Origin of the sequence: Mycolicibacterium chlorophenolicum (assembly GCF_001044235.1) — a bacterium.
Classification (GTDB): Bacteria; Actinomycetota; Actinomycetes; order Mycobacteriales; family Mycobacteriaceae; genus Mycobacterium; species Mycobacterium chlorophenolicum.
Map to the genome: position 1 here is coordinate 53,292 of NZ_JYNL01000020.1, position 17,248 is coordinate 70,539.

At 70.4% G+C, this 17,248-nt stretch carries 16 protein-coding genes; 4 read left to right on the plus strand and 12 right to left on the minus strand.

The window, feature by feature from the left end; all coding sequences use genetic code 11:
* Positions 1-7 precede the first annotated feature (7 nt).
* Both MCHLDSM_RS08285 and MCHLDSM_RS08290 read left to right on the plus strand, forming a co-directional pair.
* Complete coding sequence (locus MCHLDSM_RS08285; RefSeq protein ID WP_048469655.1) at positions 8-742, plus strand: hypothetical protein; 735 nt, start codon at positions 8-10, stop codon at positions 740-742.
* Entirely contained in the window at positions 718-2,307 is a 1,590-nt protein-coding gene (locus MCHLDSM_RS08290; protein WP_234713930.1) for a class I adenylate-forming enzyme family protein, read from the plus strand. The genes MCHLDSM_RS08285 and MCHLDSM_RS08290 overlap by 25 nt, the downstream gene beginning before the upstream one ends.
* A 192-nt stretch (positions 2,308-2,499) precedes the next feature.
* On the opposite strand, the gene lipL is transcribed toward MCHLDSM_RS08290, so the two are convergent.
* Genes lipL through mutA form a run of 4 tightly spaced genes read right to left on the minus strand, consistent with a single transcriptional unit; the run spans position 2,500 to position 8,953 of the window.
* Complete coding sequence (gene lipL / locus MCHLDSM_RS08295; RefSeq protein WP_048469656.1) at positions 2,500-3,771, minus strand: esterase/beta-lactamase LipL; 1,272 nt, start codon at positions 3,769-3,771, stop codon at positions 2,500-2,502.
* Positions 3,772-3,825: 54 nt separating this feature from the next.
* A complete protein-coding gene (meaB, locus tag MCHLDSM_RS08300) occupies positions 3,826-4,818 on the minus strand; it encodes a methylmalonyl Co-A mutase-associated GTPase MeaB (protein ID WP_048469657.1) in 993 nt (330 codons plus the stop codon).
* Positions 4,819-7,107, minus strand: coding sequence for a methylmalonyl-CoA mutase (scpA, locus tag MCHLDSM_RS08305; protein ID WP_048469658.1), 2,289 nt, complete (start codon positions 7,105-7,107; stop codon positions 4,819-4,821). It abuts the gene before it with no gap.
* Position 7,108: 1 nt separating this feature from the next.
* Positions 7,109-8,953 carry a methylmalonyl-CoA mutase small subunit gene (gene mutA / locus MCHLDSM_RS08310; protein WP_048469659.1) on the minus strand — a complete coding sequence of 615 codons (1,845 nt, stop codon included), beginning with the start codon at positions 8,951-8,953 and terminating at the stop codon, positions 7,109-7,111.
* Positions 8,954-9,021: 68 nt separating this feature from the next.
* On the opposite strand from mutA, the gene MCHLDSM_RS08315 reads away from it, so the two are divergent.
* A complete protein-coding gene (locus MCHLDSM_RS08315; RefSeq protein WP_048470232.1) occupies positions 9,022-9,798 on the plus strand; it encodes a TVP38/TMEM64 family protein in 777 nt (258 codons plus the stop codon).
* On the opposite strand, the gene MCHLDSM_RS35930 is transcribed toward MCHLDSM_RS08315, so the two are convergent.
* From MCHLDSM_RS35930 to MCHLDSM_RS08330, 3 genes are read right to left on the minus strand one after another with little or no spacing between them, the layout of a single operon-like run.
* Positions 9,680-10,015 (minus strand): DoxX family protein, encoded by a 336-nt coding sequence (locus MCHLDSM_RS35930; protein ID WP_109788789.1) that lies wholly within the window; start codon positions 10,013-10,015, stop codon positions 9,680-9,682. The genes MCHLDSM_RS08315 and MCHLDSM_RS35930 overlap by 119 nt on opposite strands.
* 57 nt (positions 10,016-10,072) lie before the next feature.
* Positions 10,073-11,287 carry an SPFH domain-containing protein gene (locus MCHLDSM_RS08325; protein WP_048469661.1) on the minus strand — a complete coding sequence of 405 codons (1,215 nt, stop codon included), beginning with the start codon at positions 11,285-11,287 and terminating at the stop codon, positions 10,073-10,075.
* Between the two features lie 14 nt (positions 11,288-11,301).
* Positions 11,302-11,736 carry an NfeD family protein gene (locus tag MCHLDSM_RS08330; protein WP_048469662.1) on the minus strand — a complete coding sequence of 145 codons (435 nt, stop codon included), beginning with the start codon at positions 11,734-11,736 and terminating at the stop codon, positions 11,302-11,304.
* Between the two features lie 59 nt (positions 11,737-11,795).
* On the opposite strand from MCHLDSM_RS08330, the gene MCHLDSM_RS08335 reads away from it, so the two are divergent.
* Entirely contained in the window at positions 11,796-12,662 is an 867-nt protein-coding gene (locus MCHLDSM_RS08335; protein WP_048469663.1) for an Rv1486c family protein, read from the plus strand.
* Here MCHLDSM_RS08335 and MCHLDSM_RS08340 read toward each other — a convergent pair.
* From MCHLDSM_RS08340 to MCHLDSM_RS08360, 5 genes are all read right to left on the minus strand, one after another.
* Positions 12,659-13,624, minus strand: coding sequence for a ferrochelatase (locus tag MCHLDSM_RS08340; protein ID WP_048470233.1), 966 nt, complete (start codon positions 13,622-13,624; stop codon positions 12,659-12,661). The two genes, MCHLDSM_RS08335 and MCHLDSM_RS08340, sit on opposite strands and share 4 nt — an antisense overlap.
* Before the next feature lie 62 nt (positions 13,625-13,686).
* On the minus strand, positions 13,687-14,493 hold the full coding sequence (gene inhA, locus MCHLDSM_RS08345; protein ID WP_048469664.1) for an NADH-dependent enoyl-ACP reductase InhA: 807 nt from the start codon (positions 14,491-14,493) through the stop codon (positions 13,687-13,689).
* Between the two features lie 24 nt (positions 14,494-14,517).
* Positions 14,518-15,246 carry a 3-oxoacyl-ACP reductase FabG1 gene (gene fabG1 / locus MCHLDSM_RS08350; RefSeq protein ID WP_048469665.1) on the minus strand — a complete coding sequence of 243 codons (729 nt, stop codon included), beginning with the start codon at positions 15,244-15,246 and terminating at the stop codon, positions 14,518-14,520.
* A gap of 48 nt (positions 15,247-15,294) precedes the next feature.
* A complete protein-coding gene (locus MCHLDSM_RS08355) occupies positions 15,295-16,302 on the minus strand; it encodes a VWA domain-containing protein (protein ID WP_048469666.1) in 1,008 nt (335 codons plus the stop codon).
* A gap of 31 nt (positions 16,303-16,333) precedes the next feature.
* Positions 16,334-17,242: a DUF58 domain-containing protein gene (locus MCHLDSM_RS08360; protein ID WP_048417999.1), complete on the minus strand. Its 909-nt coding sequence runs from the start codon at positions 17,240-17,242 to the stop codon at positions 16,334-16,336.
* Positions 17,243-17,248: the final 6 nt, after the last annotated feature.

Below are 17,248 nucleotides of genomic sequence, written 5' to 3' on the forward strand. Positions count from 1 at the left end.
TCCGCTCATGGCCCTGGCAACACTCATCGCCATCACGCTGCTGTGCATCGCGTGGAGCCTCTGGATCCGGCGTGTCACCTGGTCGTGCCGCTGGGAGGTGGCCGCCACCCTCAACATCGCACTGCAGGGCGTCGCGGTCCTGCTGATGTCACCGTGGGCCTCGGAGACCGTCGGCCACTGGCTGTACGGCCTCACCGGCAAGTGGAACCTCGAGGACTACCTCGGCCACGACGCGTACATCGTCGCCGCGTCGGCCATCGTCTACAACACCCTCGGCCGGCTCGAGGCCGATCATGCGATGCATCAACGGTTCAAGCAGTTCGTCGAGCGCCCCGCCACGCTGTGCATTCCGCTGCTGCTGGCCGCGTTCTGGCTCGGCAACGGCGCCACGGTGTACCGCCGGGACTTCTTCGAGGTGCCGACCGACTTCTGGCTGAACATGTACTGGCTGCTGCTGTGCGGCATGCTGATCTACCTGCTCGCCTACGGGTCGCGGGCCCTGCTGATCCTGCGCAGCGATCCCCGGTCACGACGCATCGCGAACACCTACCTGTTGGCCTCGGCGATGGGCGTCATCGCGTGCGTCGTGCGCATCGTCACCGCCTTCATCCCCCCACTGCAGACCGTGGCGGGAAGCATCCTGGTGTGGATCTTCGCCTGTGCCTGCGGCGCCGGGTTCGCGCTGACGTCGGCGCACTCGTGGCGGATCAGGACCAAGTGGTTCACCCGGGCCCGGACCTGACGACCGCGCCGTGGTCGGCCGACGTCGACCAGGGTTCCTACGCCGGACATCCCGGTCTGCTGTACCGGCACGGCCCCGGAACGTTCGCTGAGCTGGTCGCCGGAACGCGCCGCTGGACCGACCGCGACTTCCTGGTGCACGGCGAGCGCCGCATCTCCTACGCGCACTTCCGCGTAGCCCTGCCACGAGCGGTCGAGCAGCTGACCGCCCGCGGCATCGGCGTCGGCGACCGCGTGATGGTGTTCGGCTACAACAGCCCGGAGTGGGTGCTCGCCCTGTGGTCGCTCTGGCTGATCGGCGCCGTCCCCGTCTTGGGCAACCGCTGGTGGTCCCGCGCCGAGGTCGCCCATGCCACCACCCTGTTGGACCTGCGCCACATCCTCACCGACACCGCCGTGGACGCGCCCACCGCCATCAGTGACCTCGCCGAGCTGGCGGACGCGTTCACCGGCGCGGGAGCCGACGGGGAGCTCGCATCGGCCGAACGCGACCTCGACGACGTGGCGCTGGTGCTGTTCACCTCGGGCAGCTCCGGCATGCCCAAGGCCGTGCAGCTGTCCCGCCGCTCGGTGATCGCCAACCAGCAGAACATCTTCGCCCGCAGCGGCCGGCAGCCGCACCGGCTGGCGCCGGACTCCCCCGCGGTGGTCAGCCTGGCCAGCACGCCGATGTTCCACATCGGCGGGTGCTCCTCGCTGCTGACCCATTTCCTGACCGGCGGCCGGATCGTGCTGACGCAGGGGCGGTTCGACGCCGGCGCGGTGATGGCGCTGATCGAGGCCGAACGGGTCGCCGTGTGGGGCGCAGTGCCGACGATGGCCGTGCGCGTGCTCGAACACCCCGACTTCGGCTCCCACGACCTGACCAGCCTGCGGTCCTGGCCGCTGGGCGGCGCTCCGGTCAGCCCCCATCTGCTGCAGCGGATCCGGACCGCGCTGCCGAACCTGGCCACCCGCGGGCTGAGCAACACCTGGGGCATGACCGAGGCCGGCGGGTTCCTGACCGTCGCCGACGGACGCGACCTGCTCGAGCGCCCCGGGACCGTCGGCCGGCCGTATCCGGTGGTCGAGGTCCGGATCGACCGGCCCGACGCCGACGGCGTGGGCGAGGTGCTGGCCCGTTCCCCCACCGTGATGCTCGGCTATGCCGGGCGTGATGACGGCACCGTCGACGGCGAGGGCTGGCTGCACAGCGGCGACCTCGGCCACCTCGACGACGACGGCTACCTCTACATCGACGGCCGCAGCAAGGACATGGTCATCCGGGGCGGTGAGAACATCGCGTGCCCGCAGGTCGAAGCCGCGCTGACGTCTCACCCGGCGGTCGTGGAGGCGGCGGTCTTCGGTGTCCCCCACCCCGACCTCGGCGAGGAACTGGCGGCGGTGGTCGTCTATCGCGAGGGAGCCGAGCCGCCCGCGGTCGACGCGCTACGCGAACACCTGTCCGACACGGTCGCGTCGTTCGCGGTGCCGACCAGCTGGCACCTCACCGACAGCCCGCTGCCGACGCTCGCGGGCGAGAAGGTCGACAAGAAGACACTCGCGGCCGAGTTCGGCAAATCCTGATCCGCGGCAGGACACGGAGGCCGCCCCGGCGGCGGGTCCTATCCACTGAGCGAAATCAGCGATACCATGGCCCCGGCGTGGGACGGGGAATGGTTGCTTCCGCTTCGGCGCCGGGCGACGGAGTGGACCGCAATCGCAGTGTTCAGCAAACAGCACTGACCCGAGTCGCCACTCTTCGAACCGAGGTGGGTGCTACATCGCCTGCGCGGTGACGTCGGCGAACGGCGCACCGAAGTCCGGCACCCGGCGGTAGCCGTTTCTGCGGGCCAGCGCGGCCCCGCGGCGGATCAGCGCCGCGGTGGTGACGAAACCGGCCTGGTCGCTGACCACGAACGGGGTCAACAACCGGTTGTGCACGAAGCCGAACGCCAGTCCCCGGTCCGGATCGGCCCACCCCAGCGACCCGCCGAGACCCACGTGCCCGAAGCCGGGCAGCACGCCCGGCAGTGGCAGCCCGTGGTAACCGAGGTGGAACGACAGCGGCATGATCATGCTGTGGTCCAGGCGCAGGCTCGGCCTGCCGACCAGGGCCGCGGCCGTCCGGCTCGACAGGAACTGGGTGTCCTCGATGCGTCCGCCGTTGGCGATCGCGCCGTACATGCGGGCCAGAGCCCGAGCGGTGGCCACCCCGTTCGCGGCCGGGATCTCACTGTCCAGCATCGGGGTGTCGCCCTGCACGAACGCCTTCACGCCCGGGAAGTACATCGCGCCGAATGCCGCGGAGAACGGCAGCGCGGCCAGATGCGGCGCGACCAGGTTGAACACCGGGTTCTGCAGCCGGGTCTGCGGGCCGATGATGCGGGCCGGCTGCGTCGGCGCCTGCACCGGCGGGCGACCCAGATGCAGGCCGTCGGTGTTCAGCGGCGCAGCGATCTCGCTGCGCATCAGCTCCCGCATCCCGGTTCCGGTCACCGAGCGGGCCAGCCCGGACAGCAGCCAGCCGAACGTGAACGCGTGGTAGGCGGGGCGACCGACCAGCCAGCTCGCGGGTGCCGCGGCGAGCCGCTCCTCCATGCCGAAGTGGTCCATCAGATCGGCGCCGGCGACACCGTTGAGCTGCGACAGCCCGGCGCGGTGCCGCAGCGCGTCGCGGACGGTGATCTTCGCCTTGCCGTTGGCGCCGAACTCGCGCCAGTACTCGGCGACCGGGGCGTCGTAGTCGATCAGGCCGCGGTCGGCCAGCCGGTGGATGACGGTCGCGGCCACTCCCTTGGTGGCCGAGAACACCATCGGCGCGGTGTCGGCGGTCCAGTACCGACGTCCCCGGCGATCCGACCAGCCGGTCCAGACGTCGACGACGGGCTCACCGTCCAGGTACACCGCCAGAGCGCCGCCGCCGAACCGGCGGTGCGGGAACATCTGCTTGAACGCCCGGACCGCCCACGCGAAGGCGGGGTCGGCAGCTCCCTGGACCCCGGGTGGGAGCGCCTCATTGCGCTCCGGATCATTCTTGACGCCCGTCACAATGACGTGAATGTACCCCGCCGCGCGGCAAACAACCGGGGAGTTACCGATTCGTTAATCTAAAGATTTGCCCGGGCGCTCGGCGGCATCCAGGATCTCCTGGGCAGCAAGCGCCGGCGTCAGCTCCCCGTCCCGGACCCGGCGTTCCACCTCGGCGCGAACGGCACGCACGCCGCTGCTGGACAGCACGCGGTCGAGCACCGTGTCGCGGACCATCGACCACATCCATTCCACCTGCTGGGTGCGCCGGCGCGCCTCGAACTCCCCGGCTTCGGAGAGCACCCGGCGATGCTCGAGCACGGCGTTCCACAGCTCCTGCAGTCCGGTGCCCTCCAGCGCGCTCATGGTCAGAACCGGAGGGCGCCAAAGTGTTTCACGCGGATAGAGCAAACGCAGCGCGCCGGCCAGTTCGCGGGCGGCCGCCTTGGCCTCGACGGCGTGCTCGCCGTCGGCCTTGTTCACCACGACGACGTCGGCGAGTTCGAGGACGCCCTTCTTGATGCCCTGCAGCGAGTCGCCGGTGCGGGCGAGGGTCAGGAACACGAAGGTGTCGACCATGTTGGCGACCGTCACCTCGGACTGCCCCACCCCGACCGTCTCGACCAGGATGACGTCGTAGCCGGCCGCCTCGAGCAGCACGATCGTCTCGCGGGTCGCCTTCGCGACGCCCCCGAGGGTGCCCGACGTCGGCGACGGCCGGATGTAGGCGTCGGGGTGCACCGCGAGCCGGGCCATCCGCGTCTTGTCGCCGAGGATCGAGCCGCCGGTCCGGGTGGACGAGGGGTCGACGGCCAGCACCGCGACGCGATGGCCCTGGCCGATCAGCGACATCCCGAGCGCTTCGATGGTGGTGGACTTCCCGACGCCGGGGACGCCGGTGATGCCGACGTGGACCGCCTTGCCCGCGTCGGGCATCAGCTCGAGCAGCAGCTCCTGAGCCTGCTGTCGGTGATCGGCACGCGTCGACTCGACCAGCGTGATCGCCCGCGCCAGCGCGGAGCGGTCACCGCCGCGCAGTGCGGACGCCAGGTCGACCGGTCGGCTCATCTAGTCGAGGTCGTAACCGAGGCGCTCGCCGAGCTTGCGCAGCAGCCCGATCGCGGCGTCGGCGATCACCGTGCCCGGCGGGAAGATCGCCGTCGCACCGGCGGCGTAGAGCTCGTCGAAGTCGCCGGGAGGGATCACCCCGCCGACCACGATCATGATGTCGGGGCGCCCGACCTCGGCCAGCGCGTCGCGCAACGCGGGCACCAGGGTCAGGTGCCCGGCCGCGAGCGAGGACACCCCGACCACGTGGACGTCGTTGTCGGCGGCCTGGCGCGCCACCTCGTCGGGCGTGGAGAACAGTGAGCCGACGTCGACGTCGAACCCGATGTCGGCGAAGGCGGTCGCGATCACCTTCTGTCCGCGATCGTGACCGTCCTGGCCCATCTTCGCGACGAGGATGCGCGGACGGCGGCCGTCCGCCTCGGCGAACTTCTCGACGAGTTCGGTTGCGGTACTGACGTTGCCGGCCATCCCCACCTCGTCTCGGTACACCCCGGCGATGGTCCGGATCTCGGCCTGATGGCGGCCGTAGACCTTCTCCAGCGCGTCGCTGATCTCGCCGACCGTAGCCTTCGCCCTGGCGGCGTCGATGGCCAGTGCCAGCAGGTTGTTGCCCAGGCCGTCCTCGCCGGCGATGCCGGAAGCCGCTGCGGCACGGGACAATTCGGCGAGTGCAGCCTGGGTTGCGGCGTCATCGCGCTCACTGCGCAACCGCTCGAGTTTGGCGATCTGCTCGGCGCGGACCCTGCTGTTCTCGACCTTGAGCACCTCGATCTCGTGGTCCTCGTCGACCTGGTAGCGGTTCACGCCGATCACCGTCTGGGTGCCGGAGTCGATGCGGGCCTGGGTGCGCGCGGCGGCCTCCTCGATGCGTAGCTTGGGGATGCCCTCGCCGATCGCCTGCGCCATGCCGCCGTGCTCGGCGACCTCACGGATGTGCTCGCGCGCCTTCTGCGCCAGCTGATGGGTGAGCCACTCCACGTAGTAGGAGCCGCCCCACGGGTCGATGGGCCGGGTGGTACCCGACTCCTGGGCCAGCAGCAACTGGGTGTTGCGCGCGATGCGCGCGGAGAAGTCGGTGGGCAGCGCCAGCGCCTCGTCGAGCGCGTTGGTGTGCAGCGACTGCGTGTGCCCCTGGGTGGCGGCCATCGCCTCGACGCATGTGCGGGCCACGTTGTTGAACGCGTCCTGCGCGGTCAGCGACCAACCCGAGGTCTGCGAATGGGTGCGCAGCGACAGCGATTTGGCGTTCTTCGCGCCGAACTCGGCGACGAGCTCGCTCCACAGCAGCCGGCCGGCCCGGAGTTTGGCGACCTCCATGAAGAAGTTCATCCCGATGCCCCAGAAGAACGACAGCCGCGGCGCGAACTTGTCGATGTCCAGCCCGGCGTCGAGGCCCGCCTTGAGGTACTCGACCCCGTCGGCCAGCGTGTAGGCCAACTCCAGATCGGCGGTCGCCCCGGCCTCCTGGATGTGGTACCCGGAGATCGAGATGCTGTTGAACTTCGGCATCTTGACGCTGGTGTAGCCGAAGATGTCGGAGATGATCCGCATCGACGGCTTCGGCGGATAGATGTAGGTGTTGCGGACCATGAACTCTTTGAGGATGTCGTTCTGGATGGTCCCGGCCAGCTTCTCCGGCGGCACCCCCTGCTCCTCGGCGGCGACGACGTAGAGCGCCAGGATCGGGAGCACCGCGCCGTTCATCGTCATCGACACCGACACCGAGGACAGGTCGATGCCGTCGAAGAGCTGGCGCATGTCGAGGATCGAGTCGATGGCCACGCCGGCCATGCCGACGTCGCCGGCCACCCGCGGATGATCGGAGTCGTAACCGCGGTGGGTGGCCAGGTCGAACGCGACCGACAGTCCCTTCTGCCCGGCGGCGAGGTTGCGCCGGTAGAACGCATTGGATTCGGCCGCGGTGGAGAAGCCGGCGTACTGCCGGATGGTCCACGGCTGGTTGACGTACATCGTCGGATACGGCCCGCGCACGAACGGCGGAAGCCCCGGCAGGCTGCCGAGCGGATAGCCCGCGGCGGCGATCTCGTCCCGGTCGGCGGCGATGTAGACGGGTTTGACGTCGATTCCCTCGGGGGTGGCCCAGTCCAGCTGATCGGCGCTGTAGCCGTGCGCGGCGGCGGCCGCGGCCACCCGCTCACCGACCTGCTCGCGCGTCGGCGCCGCGGCGGCGCCGCCGTCGTGCAGCGGAACGTCGGCGAAGCTGCCGAGTGACGTGCGGGGTTCGGTCACCGGAGCCGGTCCGCCGGCGACATCGTGCAGAGTCATGTCATGCCCCCAATCGGGTCAGCAGATCCGACAGTACGGACACCGCGTCGATCTTCGCGGTCACGTAGCCGTCGGGCTTCGAATCGGCTTCGGCGACCGCCTTTTCCGGCCCGGCCAGCAGGATGTGTCGCACCCCGGCGGCCCGGGCTGCGGTGACCACGTCGGCCACCTCGTCCCCGTAGCGTGCGTCGGTGCCGCAGATGACCGCGACCTGCGCGCCGCCTGCCGCCGACACCGCGGCGCCGACACCGGCCGCTTCGAGCGGTCCGGGGTTGACGGCCTCGATACCGCCGGAGGCGAGCAGGTTCACCGCGAAGGTCGCGCGGATGTTGTGCTCGGCCAACGGGCCCAGCGGCAACAGCAGGGCGGCGGGGCGGGCTCCGGTCTTGTCCAGGTGAGCATCGGAGCGATTGCGCAGCGCTTCGAAGTCCGCCGCGTAGCGGTGCACGGTCGGCAGCGGATTGCCCTGCGGGAGCGGGACTTCGGCGAGATCAGGGAACTCGTTGACACCGGTGATCGCGGTGCGCCGGTGGGCGATGTCCTCGGCGCGTCGGCCGGCCACCTCGGCGATGCGCTCACGCACGTGCTCACGCGCCGCCTCGAAACCACCGGCGCCCTCGATCTCCTGGAAGTTCGTCCAGGCCGCGTCGGCCAGCCGGGAGGTGAGGTCCTCGACGAACCAGGACCCGCCCGCAGGGTCGAGCACCTGACCCAGATGGGACTCCTCGAGCAACAGCAGCTGAGTGTTGCGGGCGATGCGACGCGCGAAACTGCGTGCAGTGCCGGGGAATCCGCCGTCGATGGCGACGTCGAACGGATGCACGAGCACGGTGTCCGCGCCGCCCACGCCCGCGGCGAAGGCGGCCACCGTGGTGCGCAGCATGTTCACCCACGGATCACGCTGCGCCATCATCGGCAGCGACGTGGCTGCGTGCAGGGTCGCCGCGCCGGCTTCCGGGGCTTCGGCCACCTCCGCCACCCGGGCCCAGAGTCGGCGCGCCGCACGCAGTTTCGCGATCGTCATGAACTGGTCGTCGTCGGCGGCGAACCGGAAGCTGATCTGCCGGAGCGCCGTGGCGGTGGGCAGGCCCGCGTCGAGCAGCGCGCGCAGGTAGGCCACCCCGGCGCCGATCGCGGCGCCGAGCTCCCACGAGGCGTTCGCCCCCAGGTCGTGCAGCGTGGGGCCGTCGACGGTGACGCTCCGGACGTGCCCGTCGAAGCGGGCCGCCTTCTCGGCCACCGCGGTCACGTCGGCGAGCGCGAGCGCCGGCCGACCGGCCAGCGGGGCGGTCAGCGGGTCGCCGCCCAGGTCCACCGACAGGCGGGAGCGCTGGTCGTCGTCGAGGTCCTCGAGCATCGCCAGCAACGCCTCGGCGGCCGCGCGGTACACCGGCCCGTCGCCGGCCACCTCCACCACGATCGGTACCAGGTCGAGGTACACCCCCTCGAGCACACGGTTCAGGTCGTCCGTCGCGATCGCGCCGTCACCGACGCGCAGAGCCAGCGCGCTGACCCCCTCGGTCAGGCTCAGCAGCACCGCCCCGTTGACCTCGGCCACGGCGGCGTCACCGGCGGGGAACGCCTCGGCCACCTTCCAGCCGGACTTGACGTCGCGCAGTGCGTCACCGCCGCGCACGAACGGCCAGCTGCCGGGCAGGGCCTGCTCCGGAAGCTCATCGGCGCCGGTGTACAGCGGCCGGATCGGGAAGCCCTCGTAGGTGTCAGAGTCCAGCAACCGCTCGGGTTCGGCACCCAGCTCGGCCGGCTCGCGCCGACTCGACTTGGCCAGCACTGCTGCCACCGCAGAGCGCCATTGGTCCACATCGGTGGGTGTCTGCACAGCCATCAGGCTAAATGATGTCCGTCACGTCGGTGTCGCGAGGTGACCGGGCCGTGCCCGTACTGTGGGGAGTCGTGAAACCCGTCGTCAGCGCGTTGCGCGCCGTGCCGGCCACGGTGCTCGCGACCCTGCGGACGGTGCCTCCCGCCCGGTTGGCGGCCATGCTGATCACGATTGTGATTCTCGTCGCAGTCGCGCTCCTGGTGCCGTTGCCCACCGCGCTGCAGCTGCGCGACTGGGCGACGTCGGTCGGCCCCTGGTTCCCGCTGGCGTTTCTGGCCGCGCACGTCGTGGTCACCGTGTTCCCTTTCCCCCGAACGGCATTCACGCTGGCGGCGGGCCTGCTGTTCGGCCCCTACATCGGCATCCCGATCGCGGTGGTGGCGAGCACGCTCAGTGCGGTGCTCGCGGTGCTGCTCGTCCGCGCGGCGGGCTGGCAGCTCAGCAGGCTGGTCAGCCATCCGAAGGTCGACGCGCTGGACACCCGGTTGCGTGAGCGCGGCTGGGTCGCCGTGATGGCGATGCGGATGATCCCCGCGGTGCCGTTCTCGGTCCTCAACTACGCCGCGGGCGCGTCGGCGGTTCGGCTGCTGCCCTACACGCTGGCCACGATCGCGGGCCTGCTGCCCGGCACCGCCGCTGTGGTCATCCTCGGTGATGCGCTCACCGGCAACGTCAGCCCGCTGCTGTTCGTGGTCTCGCTGTGCACCGCCGCGCTGGGCGTGGCCGGCCTCATCTACGAGGTGAGGACGCATCGCCGCGCGGCGGCGGTCCCTGCACCGTCATCGCCCCGAACAGCGCCAGCAGCGACGACGCCGCCGCCAACCCAGGACTCCAATCCTTCGCCCTGATGTGCGCCGAGACGGCGAGCGTGAAGTACACCGTCAGCATGAAGGTGGTCAGCCTGGCCAGCCCCGGAAACCGGTACACCGACAGCAGCCCCACCGCCGAGGCCCCTTTCACGACCGGCAGCACCGGGCGGAGTTCTTCGGGGAGGCCGACGTCGTCGAGTGCCTTGCGCACCGGTGCGATGGGGCCGATGCACGCCAGCGCGTCGCCGGCCTGCATCGCGGCGAGCACCGCGTAGGTGCGCCGGGAGCCGAGCAGGCCTGCGGAACTCACCGCCTACTCCGCGGCGCCGTGCCGGGGCGTGGGCGGCTGGGCGTAGTCGGTCGCCGGGGGCTGGGCCTGCTGGGACAGCGGCGGGTACTGCGGCGGTGCGTCCAGCGAGCCGGCCACCGGGGTGCGCGCCTCGGCCACCGCCTGCGCGACGGCCTGCGCGATCTCCGGATCGGTCTGGGTGTTGAACCACTCGGCCACCTCGGCGGAGTCGTCCTCCGGTGCGGGCAGGTCCTCCTCCACCGGGGAGGGGGTGTACCGGAAGACGCCGTCGGAGCCGGGTGCGCCGAGCATCTTGGTGAAGCCCTCCAGCGCGGAGCCGAAATCGCTGGGCACCAGCCACACCTTGTTGGCCTCCCCCTTGGCCATCTGCGGCAGTGTCTGCAGGTACTGGTAGGCCAGCATCTCGGGAGTGGGGCGGCCGCGCTTGATCGCCGCGAACGTCTTCTCGATGGCCTTCGCCTGCCCCTGTGCCTGCAGGTACTGCGCGGCGCGTTCGCCCTGGGCGCGCAGCATCCGGGACTGGCGATCGGCCTCGGCGGCCAGGATCGCCGCCTGCTTGGCGCCCTCGGCGGCGAGGATCTGCGCCTGCTTCTGCCCCTCGGCCTGCTTGATCGACGCCTCCCGGTTGCCTTCCGCGGTGAGGATCATCGCGCGCTTCTCGCGGTCGGCGCGCATCTGCTTCTCCATCGAGTCCTGGATGGACGGCGGCGGATCGATGCTGCGCAGCTCCACCCGCGCCACCCGCAGGCCCCAGCGGCCGGTGGCCTCGTCGAGCACGCCGCGCAGCTGGCCGTTGATCGAGTCCCGCGAGGTCAGGGTCTGCTCGAGCGTCATGCCGCCGACGACGTTGCGCAGCGTCGTGGTGGTCAGCTGCTCGACACCGACGATGTAGTTGCTGATCTGGTAGACGGCGGCTTGCGGGTTGGTGACCTGGAAGTACACCACCGTGTCGATGTTGACCGTCAGGTTGTCCTCGGTGATCACGGGTTGGGGCGGGAACGACACCACCCGCTCGCGCAGATCCACCCGCGCGCGGATCTTGTCCACGAACGGCAGCAGCAGGGTCAGCTGACCCGACACCGTCTTGCTGTAGCGGCCGAGCCGCTCGATCACCGCGGCCTCCGCCTGCGGGATCAGCGCCACCGACTTCGCGACGATGATGATGGCGAACACCACCAGCACTCCGAGCAGGACCAGGCCTGCTACCGCACCTTCCACCGGGGACTCCTCACTCAGGCGATCTTGGACACGACCGCGGTTGCTCCGTCGATGTGCACGACGGTCACGTGGTCGCCGGGTTCGTAGACATCGTTCTCGTTGTAGGGCCGCGCCGTCCAGATCTCGCCGTCGAGCTTGACCTGACCCGCGTGCCGGGCGACCCGGTCCAGCACCAGCGCGCTCTTGCCCTCCAGCGCCCGGACCGGCTCGGGCAGCCCGGTGCCGGCGTTCATCCGGCGCCGCAGCGCCGGGCGCACCCCGACCAACAGCAGTACCGCCACCACCAGGAACACCAGCCCGTCGGCCCACACCGGCCAGTCCAGCAGCGCGCTCGATCCGGCCGCCGCGAGCGCACCACCGCTGAGCATCAGCAGGAACAGGTCGCCGGTCAGCGCCTCGGCCCCGGCCAGCGCCAGCGCTGCGATCAGCCAGATCAGCGGTACGGCCATGGCGCCAGCGTAGCGCGCAGACCCCTTCGCGAGCGGCTAACAACTACACTGCAGCCATCATGTGGTGTCCCAGTGTTTCGCTGTCGGTGTGGGCCAACTCCTGGCTGGCCGGTGCCGCTGCGCCCGACGATGTCCTGGATGCGTTATCCCAATGGACGCCAACGCATTCCGTGACCGCCTACGATTCCGTCGCCGCGGAGCGGACCGGGCTGCCGTGGCCGGATCTGGACAACACCGGGGCGATGTCGCTGCTGCAGACGATGCGCACCGTAGCCCGCGCGGCCCCGGCGCAGCCGGCGATCGCCCTCGCGTTGCCGGTGCCCGGCGATGTCCGGGGCCTCCCGCCGGGGACCCAGTTCGGGCGCGACGCGATCGCGGCGGGTGAGGCGATCATCGTCGGGAGCGCCGGCGCCGCGATCGGCATGGTCCCCGACTTCGAGTACCCGGACGACTACGCGGACTCCCCCGCCGGCGACGACGACGAATTCGAGCCCGAACTGTGTGGGCTGTCCTGGACGGTGTACTCGCTCGACACCCTGCCGGTGACGTCCCCCATCGATCTCGGCGAGGCCGAGTACGCGCTGCGCGACGCGGTCCGCTCGGCGGCCGACGCGCTCGGTGCGCTGCGGGCCGGAACGTCGGGCGCCGATGTCGCGGATCCGCGCAGGCTCGTCGAACAGGTCCTCGAACCGACGCGGGCGCACCGCATTCCCGACCACGCGCCGGTGCGCGCGGTGCGGGTGCTCGAGAACGCCGCGCACGTGGACGCGATCATCACCGTCAGCTCGGGGCTGATCCCGATCGGGTTGCAGAGCTCGTCGGAGGTTCAGCTGGCCAGCGACGCGCTACGCCCGCTGGGCGGCGTGGTCCGGTCGGCGCGACTGGCCGCCGTCGACGCGATTCTGCATTCGGCCTGGAGGAGTTAGGAACTGCTGCACGCGGGCGTGCACAGTGCCCCGTTGACGGTGCACCCGTAGCCCGGCACCGGGTCGGGACCGTCGGCACGGGCCGCGGGCATCCCCCGCTGCAGTTCGTCCATCAGATCCACTGCCAGCCGCGCGAATCCGGGGCTGCTGTTGGGCGTCGACGCGCGCGCCAGGGCGATGCGCGCCTCGGCGGCCTGTTCGGCCAGTTCGGTGTCGAGATCCCACACCACCTCGATGTGGTCGGCGACGAAGCCCACCGGGCAGACGATCACCGCCTTCACCCCGTCGCGCGCCAGCGCGTCGAGGTGATCGCCCACATCGGGCTCCAGCCACGGCACCTGCGGCGGGCCCGACCGGGACTGCCACACCTGGTCGAAGTCCTGGTGGCCCGCGGCGGCCGCGACGAGCCGCGACGTGTAGTCGACCTGGCGTTCGTAGAGGTCCGGGCCGCACCGCGACGCGGCGCGCAGCGGGATCGAGTGCGCGGTGAACACCAGGCGCGCCTGGGCGCGGAGTTCCTCGGGCAGCGTCGCCGCGGCGTCGCGGATCGCCTCGGCGAACATCGAGATCAGCAGTGGGTGGTCGAAGTACTGGCGGAGCTTCGTCAGCTCCGGCGCCTCCGGGCCGACGGCGGCGCGGGCGCGGGCGATGTCCTCCTGGTACTGCGTGCATCCCGAGTAGCCGCCCCACGCGGAGGTGGAGAACACCGCCGCACGACGAACGCCGTTGTCGCGCATGTGCGCAACGGTGTCCTCGACGAACGGTTCCCAGTTGCGGTTGCCGAAGTAGACCGGCACCTCCATGCCGCGCCGGGCCAGCTCGGCCTCGATCTGCACGATCAGGTCGCGATTGATCCCGTTGATCGGTGACACGCCACCGAAATGCAGATAGTGCTCGGCGACGCTGGCCAACCGCTCGCGCGGGATGCCCCTGCCCCGGGTGACGTTCTCCAGGAACGGCATCACCTGCTCGGGTCCCTCGGGTCCGCCGAACGACAGGAGCAGCAGCGCGTCGAAGGGGCTCGTCACAGCAGCTGGGTGCTCGCTCCACCGTCGGCGAAGATCACGGTGCCCGTGGTCGCCGGAAGCCAGTCGGACAGCAGGGCACAGACGGTCCGCGCCACCGGCGTCGGGTCCTTCATGTTCCACCCGAGCGGGGCGCGCTGATCCCAGCCCTCCTCGAGCAGCTGCATCTGCGCGCCGGCCTCCTCGCCGAGCGCACCGCCGACGATCGCGCTCATCGCCAGTGTCCGGATCGGGCCGGCGGCAACGAGATTGGAGCGCACGCCGACCTTGCCGGCCTCGCGCGCGACGAAGCGGTTCACCGACTCCAGCGCGCTCTTGGCGACCGTCATCCAGTTGTAGGCCGGCATGGCCCGGGTCGGGTCGAAGTCCATGCCCACGATGCCGCCGCCGGGGTTCATGATCGGCAGCACGGCCTTGGCCAGCGACGCGTACGAGAAGGCGGAGATGTGGATGCCCTTGGCGACGTCCTCGTAGGGCGCGTCGAAGAACGGGTTGATGCCCATACCGGTCTGCGGCATGAAGCCGATGGAGTGCACCACGCCGTCGAGCTTGTTGCCCTCACCGATCTCGGCGGTGACCCGATCGGCCAGCGAGTCGAGGTGCTCCTGATTCTGCACGTCGAGCTCGATCAGCGGCGCCGGGTTCGGCAGCCGGTCGGCGATGCGACGGATGAGCTTCATCCGGTCGAAGCCGGTCAGCACCAGCTCTGCGCCCGCCTCCTGGGCGACCTTGGCGATGTAGAACGCGATCGAGCTGTCGGTGATGATCCCCGTGACGAGGATCCGTTTCCCCTGAAGAAGCGTCATGTGAAGGTCCTTACCTGTTCTGTCCTAGTGGCCCATGCCCATGCCGCCGTCGACCGGGATCACCGCACCGGAGATGTAGCCGGCGTCCTCGGAAGCCAGGAAGCTGACCACGCCGGCGACCTCGGCGGCGGTGCCGACCCGCTTGGCGGGAATGAACTCCAACGCGCCCTTCTGGATTCGCTCGTCGAGGGCGCGGGTCATGTCGGTGTCGATGTAGCCCGGAGCCACCACGTTCGCGGTGACGCCGGCCTTGGACACCTCGCGGGCGATGGAGCGGGCCATGCCGATCAGCCCGGCCTTGGAGGCGGCGTAGTTGGCCTGATTGCCGATGCCCCAGGTGCCCGAGACCGACCCGATGAAGATCATCCGGCCGAATCGGTTGCGCTGCATGGTGCGGGTGGCCCGTTGGGCCACCCGGAAGGCGCCGGTGAGGTTCGCGTCGATGACCTTCGTGAACTTCTCCTCGGTCATCCGCATCAGGAAGGCGTCGGCCGCCACCCCCGCGTTGGACACCAGCACCTCGACCGCGCCCTGGTGCTCCTCGACCTCCTTGAACGCGCGGTCCACGGAATCACTGTCGGTGACGTCGCACTCGACGCCGAACAGTCCATCGGGAGCGCCCGACCCGCGGTGGGTGACAGCCACCTTGTGGCCGTCGTCGGCGAGGCGCTGCGCGATGGCCAGACCGATACCCCGGTTGCCACCGGTCACCAGCACCGAGCGGGAGACGAATTCCGGTCGGGTCGAAGTCATGCCCGTCAACTTAGCCGGTGCGGTCGGCTTCTCACCAAATCGCCCCACTCAGGTGGGCAGCCTGCGATTGATCAGCAACGCGGCCAGCGCGGCACCGGCCAGCACGAGCGCACCCAGCCGCAGCCAGCCCACGCTCGCGTCGCCCTTGATGGTCTCGTAGCCGATCTGTTCCTGCAGGTTGGTGAACACTTCCTTGAGCTGCTCGAGGCTCGACGCGGTGAACGAGTCACCGCCGGACAGGTCGGCGATCTTCTTGAGCATCTCGTCGTCGACGGGCACCGGCTGACGCTGGTCGTTGATCTCGACGTAACCGTAGGGCGTGCCGAACGACACCGTCGAGATCGGGACGCCCTGGTCCTTGGCGGTCCGCGCCGCGGTATACGCGCCCTTCGGGTTGTCCGGGTTCGACGGAACCGTTTCCTTGCCGTCCGACATCAGCACGACGCGCGCGGGCGGCGGTTCGTCGCCGCCGCCGATGACGGCGCCGACGGTCGCGATCGCCTGCAGCGCCGTGAAGATGCCCTCACCGGTTGCGGTCCGGTCGGCCAGCTGCAGCTTGTCGATAGCGTTCTTGGTCGCCTCACGGTTGGTGGTCGGCGAGACGAGCACCGTGGCGGTGCCGGCGTAAGAGATCAGGCCGAGGTTGATGCCGGGGGTCAACTGGTCGGCGAACTGCTTGGCCGCCTCCTGGGCCGCCGCGAGCCGGTTGGGGGCGACGTCGGTGGCGCGCATGGACTGCGACACGTCGATGACGAGCATCACCACCGCGCGGTTGCGCGGGATCCGGACGTCGTGGGTCGGTCCGGCCATCGCGACCGTGAAGAACGTCAGCGACAGGATCAGCAGGGTCGCGGGCAGATGGCGCAACCGGCTGGGGCGCTTGGGCGCCACACTCTCGAGGAGCTCCATGTTGGCGAAGCGCAGCATCCGCCGCTGCCGGGACAGCTGCACCACGATGTAGAGCCCGATGAGGCCGAGCACCACGAGGAAGAACAGAAAGAACCACGGGTGTTCGAAGCCCGACAGCGACATCGGTCCGAGCAACGGTAAAGTCATGTCCTACTTGTCTTTTCGTCGTTGAGAGCGATCACCGCGCCGCGAGGGCGCCGCGGCGCCGGCTCGCGACGAACCGCACCACGTCGGCGATCCAGTCGCGGTCGGTGCGCAACGTCAGCAGCGGCGCGTCGCACCGGCGCAGCGTGCGCGCCACATCGGCACGGTGGGCGGCGGCGGCCTTCTCGAAATCGGTGCGCAGTTGTTCGTCGATGGTGAACTCGCGGGTCCGCCCGGTCTCGGTGTCCTGCAGCACGACGTCGCCGACCGGAGGCAGCTCGATGTCGCGCGGATCGAGAATCTCGATGCCGAGCACCTCGTGGCGCCCGGCGATGGCCCGCAGCGGCCGCATCCAGTTGATGGGCCCGAGGAAGTCGCTGATGATCACCGCCATGCCGCGCCGGCGCTCCGGCCTGCGCAGCGCGTCGATCGCCGCCGCGAGATCACCGCGCACACCCACGGGCGCGCGCGGAATGGTGGCGATCGCCCGCAGCAGCTCCTGCTCGTGCATGCGCCCCGACAGGGCGGGCACCCGACGCGTGGTCTCGCCGTTGGAGATGATCGCGCCGATCCGATTGCCGCCGCCGCTGTTGAGGAACGCGATCGACGCCGCGGCGGCCACGGCGAGGTCCCGCTTCTCGCACCCGGTGGTGCCGAAGTCGAGGCTGGCCGACACGTCGACCACCAGCCAGGTCTCCAGCTCGCGGTCGGCGATCATCTGCCGGACGTGCGGGTGGGTGGTGCGTGCGGTGACCGACCAGTCCATCCGGCGCACGTCGTCGCCGGGCTGGTAGATCCGCGACTCACCGGGTTCGGATCCCGGCCCCGGCAGCAGACCGAGGTGATCGCCGTGGAGCACCCCGTCGAGCTTGCGCCGGACCGTGAGCTCCAGCTTGCGCAGCGCCGCCGTCAGTGCCGGGTCACGGATCTCGCCACGCTTCATCGACGG